Source organism: Cellulomonas iranensis NBRC 101100 = JCM 18110 (assembly GCF_001552375.1).
In the GTDB taxonomy this organism is placed as follows: Bacteria; Actinomycetota; Actinomycetes; order Actinomycetales; family Cellulomonadaceae; genus Cellulomonas; species Cellulomonas iranensis.
This window is the reverse complement of the sequence record NZ_BCRB01000135.1, coordinates 1-5,584: the sequence shown is the minus strand read 5'-3', so window position 1 is coordinate 5,584 and position 5,584 is coordinate 1. Positions and strand designations below refer to the sequence as shown.

At 79.3% G+C, this 5,584-nt stretch carries 2 protein-coding genes; both read left to right on the top strand.

Going from position 1 to position 5,584, the window contains the following annotated elements; translation table 11 throughout:
- The coding region (locus CS2_RS17405; RefSeq protein ID WP_070320923.1) for a UrvD/REP family ATP-dependent DNA helicase at window positions 1-2,170 on the top strand (2,170 nt) is incomplete at its 5' end.
- Window positions 2,167-5,577, top strand: a complete 3,411-nt coding sequence (locus tag CS2_RS17400; RefSeq protein ID WP_082740339.1) for an ATP-dependent helicase — start codon at window positions 2,167-2,169, stop codon at window positions 5,575-5,577. The genes CS2_RS17405 and CS2_RS17400, both read left to right, overlap by 4 nt.
- Window positions 5,578-5,584 lie beyond the last annotated feature (7 nt).

Genomic DNA, 5,584 nt, shown 5'->3' with positions numbered 1-5,584 from the left:
GGCCGCCGGCACCGTGGCGCACCGCCGCGCCGAGGTGCCCGCGGACCGCGCCGCGGGCCCCGCGGCGCGCGTCGCGATCCTGCCGAGCGCGGCGCAGGAGGCCGCGTGGGTCGCCCACCGGCTGCGGCGGGCGCACATGCAGGACGCGGTGCCGTGGGACGACATGGCGGTCGTCGCGCGCTCGGGCGCACGCGCGACAGCCGTGCGCCGTGCGCTCGCGCAGGCCGGTGTGCCCGTCCGCGTCGTCGGCAGCGACGTGCCGCTGCGCGACGAGCCCGCCGTGCGTCCGCTGCTCGACGCGGTGCGCGTCGTGCTCGACGCGGCGGCGCTCGACGCCGACGTCGCGACGCGGCTCGCGTGCTCGCCGCTGGGAGGGCTCGACGCCGTCGGGCTGCGCCGCGTGCGACGCGCGCTGCGGGCCGAGGAGCTCGCGGGCGGCGGCGGCCGGTCGAGCGACGCGCTGCTGGTCGAGGCGCTGGCCGAGCCGGGCCGCGCCGCGACCCTCGAACCGCACGTCGGGCGCCCCGTCGAGCGGCTCGCCGGGCTGCTGCAGGCCGGCCGGGAGGCCGCGGCGGCGCCCGGTGCCGACGTGCAGGCCGTGCTGTGGGCCGTCTGGGACCGCGCGGGGCTCGCCGAGCCGTGGCGGCGCACCGCGCTCGCGGGCGGTGCGGCGGGCGAGCGCGCCGACCGCGACCTCGACGCGGTCCTCGCGCTGTTCCGTGCGGCCGAGACGTTCGTCGAGCGCCTGCCGCAGGCCACGCCCGCGGCGTTCGTCGACTGGGTGCTCGCGCAGGACCTCCCGGCCGACTCGCTCGCACCGGCGTCGCGCGCCGCGGGCGTCGGCGTCCTGACGCCCGCGGGCGCCGCCGGCGCGTCCTGGCGCGTGGTCGCCGTGGTCGGCGTGCAGGACGGTGCGTGGCCCGACCTGCGACTGCGGGACTCGATGCTCGGGGCGCAGGCGCTCGCCGACGTGCTCGACGGCCGCGCGACCGACGGTCCCGACGACGAGCGCCCGCGTGCCGCGCGCGCGGCCGTGCTCGCCGACGAGCTGCGCGCGTTCACGCTCGCGTGCTCGCGTGCGCGCGAGCTGCTGCTGGTGACGGCCGTCGAGGACCAGGACGCGACCCCGTCGCCGTTCGTCGACCTCGTGCAGCCGGGCGGGGACGACGGTGCGCCCGACCCGCGCCGGACCAGCGCCCCGGCGCCGCTCGACCTGCGCGGGCTGGTGGCGCGGCTGCGCGCGACGCTCGAGCGTGCGGCGGCCGAGGGGCGCGAGGACGTGGCCGCCGCGCGCACGCTCGCGCGCCTCGCGGCGCACGGCGTGCCCGGGGCCGACCCCGCGCAGTGGTTCGGGCTCGCCGACCCGTCGAGCGACGCGCCGCTGTGGCCCGAGGGCGCGAAGGTCCCCGTGTCGCCGTCGCGGCTCGAGACCGCGCAGCGCTGCGCGCTGCGGTGGGCGCTCGAGGCGGCCGGCGGCACGCCCGCGTCGTCCGCGCAGCAGTCGCTCGGCACGCTCGTGCACGCGATCGCGCAGGAGCACCCCACGGCCGACCTGCCGACGCTGCGCGCCGAGCTCGACCGGCGCTGGCACGAGCTGGCGCTGGGGGAGGGCTGGCCGTCGGTCGCGGCGCGCCGCAAGGCCGACGCGATGCTCGTGCGGCTCGCGGCGTACCTGCGCGCGTCGGGCGAGCCGCTGCTCGTCGAGGGCGCGTTCACGCTCGAGACCGACCGCGCGGTCGTGCGCGGCTCGATCGACCGCGTCGAGCGAGCGGTGGCCGAGGCCGACGACGGCGCCGAGGCGGTCGAGGTCGTCGACCTCAAGACCGGCTCGCGCGTGCCGACGCTCGCGCAGGCCGCCGAGCACGCGCAGCTCGGCGCCTACCAGCTCGCGGTCGACGCGGGTGCCGTGCCGGGCCTGCCGGACGGCGCACGGAGCGTCGCCGCGCGGCTCGTGCACCTCGCGCAGGGTTCCGGGGGTCCGACGCAGCGCCGTCAGGACGGGCTGGGGCCCGAGGACGACGGCCCGAGCTGGGCGCGCGCGCTCGTCGACGAGGTCGCGGGGAGCATGGCCGCCGCGAGCTTCGAGGCGCGGGGCAACGAGCTGTGCGACCGCTGCCCCGTGCGCCGCTCGTGCCCGCTGCGCGGCGAGGGCGGGCAGGTGGTCGCGTGAGCACGCTGTCGGCGCTGCGGATCGCGCAGCTCGTGGGGCAGCACCCGCCCACCGACGAGCAGCGGGCCGTGATCGAGGCCCCGCTGCGGCCGTCGCTCGTCGTCGCCGGCGCGGGGTCGGGCAAGACCGAGACCATGGCCGCGCGCGTCGTGTGGCTCGTCGGCAACGGGCTCGTCGCACCCGAGCAGGTGCTGGGCCTGACGTTCACGCGCAAGGCCGCCGGCGAGCTCGCCGAGCGCGTCCGGCGCCGGCTGCGCGCGCTCGTGCGCGCGGCCGCCGCGGAGGGCGTGACGCTGCCGGCGGGCGCGGCGGTCCTCGACGAGCTCGCGCGGCCGCACGTGTCGACGTACCACGCGTACGCGGCGTCGCTCGTGTCGGACCACGCGCTGCGGCTCGGCGTCGAGCCGGGTGCGCGGCTGCTGGGGGAGGCCGCGCAGTGGCAGCTCGCGTCGCAGGTCGTCGAGTCCTGGGCGGGGGACCTCGAGACGTCGGCCGCCACGTCGACCGTCGTCGACGCCGTGCTCGCGCTGTCGGGTGCGCTCGACGAGCACCTGCTCGACCCCGCGCAGGCGCGTGCAGGGATCGACGCGATCGTCGCCGACCTCGAGGCGACGCCGGCGGGGACCCCGCCGCGCGCGCCCTACGCGCGCGTGCGGGACCTCGTCGCGTCGCTCGGCGAGCGGTCGCGCGTGCTGGACCTCGTGGCCGACTACCGGTCGCGCAAGCGCGCGGCCGACACCCTCGACTTCGGCGACCAGGTCGCGCTCGCGGCACGCATCGCGCGCGACGTGCCCGAGGTCGGTGCGGGTGAGCGCGAGCGCTACCGCGTGGTGCTGCTCGACGAGTACCAGGACACGTCGTACGCGCAGCTCGTGCTGCTGCAGGCGCTGTTCTCGGGCGGGCACCCCGTGACCGCGGTCGGCGACCCGCACCAGTCGATCTACGGCTGGCGCGGTGCGAGCCCCGGCGGTCTGTCGCGCTTCCCGGCCGCGTTCCCGGTGGTCGGCGGCGACGCCGCGGGACCGACCGACCGCCGCCCGGCGGATGTCGCGCAGCTGTCGACGTCGTGGCGCAACGACACGGCGGTCCTCGACGCGGCGAACCACGTCGCGGCACCGCTGCGGGCCGCGGGCGTGCGCGTCGACGTGCCGCGGCTGGCCGCGCGCCCGGGGGCCGGCACGGGCAGCGTGCAGGCCGTCGTCGCGGCCACGGTCGAGGACGAGGCCGACGCCGTGGCCGCGTGGCTCGCGCCCCGGTGGCGGCCCGGCAGCCACCCCGCGGGGCGGCGGACGGCCGCGGTGCTGTGCCGCAAGCGCTCGCAGTTCGAGCCGCTGCGGCGCGCGCTGCGGGCCGCGGGGCTGCCGGTCGAGGTCGTGGGGCTCGGTGGTCTGCTCGCGACGCCCGAGGTCGTCGACCTCGTCGCGGTGCTGCAGGCCGCGCACGACCCGACGCGCGGCGACGCCGTGGTCCGGCTGCTCACGGGCGCGCGCACGCGCCTGGGGGCCGCCGACCTGCACGCGCTCGGCGACTGGGCGCGCCAGGGCGCGCGCGTCGGCGGCCGGGTCGCGCAGGTCGACGGCGTCGAGGCCGACGTGGTCGACGAGCGCAGCCTCGTCGACGCGCTCGACGACCCGCCGCCCGCGGGGTGGCGCAGCCCCGCGGGGCGCTCGCTCACGCCCGAGGGGCGCCGCCGGCTCGTCGACCTCGCGGGCGTGCTGCGGGCCGTGCGCGCGCAGCAGGGCCTGTCGCTGCCCGAGCTGGTGAACGAGGCCGAGCGGCTGTTCGGCCTCGACATCGAGGTGCAGGCGCGCGCCGACACGACGCCGGCACGCGCACGCGCGCACCTCGACGCGTTCGCCGACGTCGCCGGCGAGTTTGCGCGCGGCGCCGACCGCCCGACCCTCGGCGCGTTCCTCGCGTGGCTCGAGGCCGCCGACGCGCGCGAGGACGGCCTCGAGCTGCCCGTCACCGAGCCGGACCCCGACGCGGTGCAGGTCATGACCGTGCACGCGTCGAAGGGCCTGGAGTGGGACGCCGTCGCCGTGGCGGGCCTGGTCGACGGCGGGCTGCCCGCGACGCCGATGCTCGGCAAGGAGGGGCCCAAGGACTCCGCGTGGCTCACCGGGCTCGGCGTGCTGCCGTACCCGCTGCGCGGCGACGCCGACGACCTGCCGCAGCTCGCGTGCGGCGGTGCGGAGTCGCCCAAGGAGCTGGCCGACCGGCTCGAGCGGTTCCGCCTCGACGCGGGCGACCACGAGGTGGCCGAGGAGCGGAGGCTCGCGTACGTCGCCGTGACCCGCGCGCGTGAGGACCTCCTGCTCTCGGCCGCGTACTGGGGCGACCCGAAGGCGCCGCGCCGCGTCTCGCCGTTCCTCACCGAGCTCGTCGACGCGGGGCTCGTCGACGTGGTCGCGCGTGCCGACGAGCCCGAGGCCGGCGCCGAGAACCCCCGTGCCGCGCGCGTCGCGGTCGCGACGTGGCCCGCGGACCCGTTCGCGGTGGACGGTGCCGCGCCCCGGCGTGACGCCGTGACCGCCGCGGCTGCCGCGGTCCGCGCGGCCGCGGACCGGCTGCGTGCCGAGCAGGACGGCGCGCCGGCGCCCGGTCCGCCCCCGGCCCCGGGCGCCGAGGACTGGGACGCGCTCGCCGACCGGCTGCTCGCCGAGCAGGCCGCACGGCGCCGCGGCGACGGCCGCGTCGCGCTGCCCGCGCACCTGTCGGCGTCGTCGCTCGTGCGGCTCGACGCGCAGCCCGAGCAGTTCGCCCTCCACCTGCGGCGCCCGGTGCCGCGCGAGCCGTCGCCGCAGGCCCGCCGCGGCACCGCCTTCCACGCGTGGGTCGAGGCCTGGTTCGGGCAGGCGACGCTCGTCGACGTCGACGACCTGCCGGGCGCGGACGACGACGTGCTGCCGGGGGACCCCGACCAGACCGAGCTCCGTGCCGCGTTCCTGCGGACCCCTTGGGCGCACCGCGCCCCGGTCGCGGTCGAGGTCGACGTCGAGACCACGATCGGGGGGTACGTGCTGCGCTCGCGCATCGACGCGGTCTTCCCGGACCCCGACCGCCCCGACGTGCCCGGCGCGGTCGTCGTCGTCGACTGGAAGACCGGATCGCCGCCGTCCGACCCCGTCGAACGCGCGTCGCGCGAGCTGCAGCTCGCGGTCTACCGGATCGCGTGGGCCCGGTGGACGGGCGTCGACCCCGACGTCGTCCGTGCGGCGTTCTGCTACGTCGGTGCGGGTGTCACCGTCGTGCCCGACGACCTGCCCGGCCCCGACGAGCTCGCGCGGCTGCTCGCCGCCGCCGCACCCGCGTCCGACGCCGCGTCGGGCGAGGCGTCCGACAGCCAGGGGCGAGCCGCACGGTCGCGAGCCCGACGCGGCGCCCCGCCCGTGCGTCGTCGCTAGACCGACC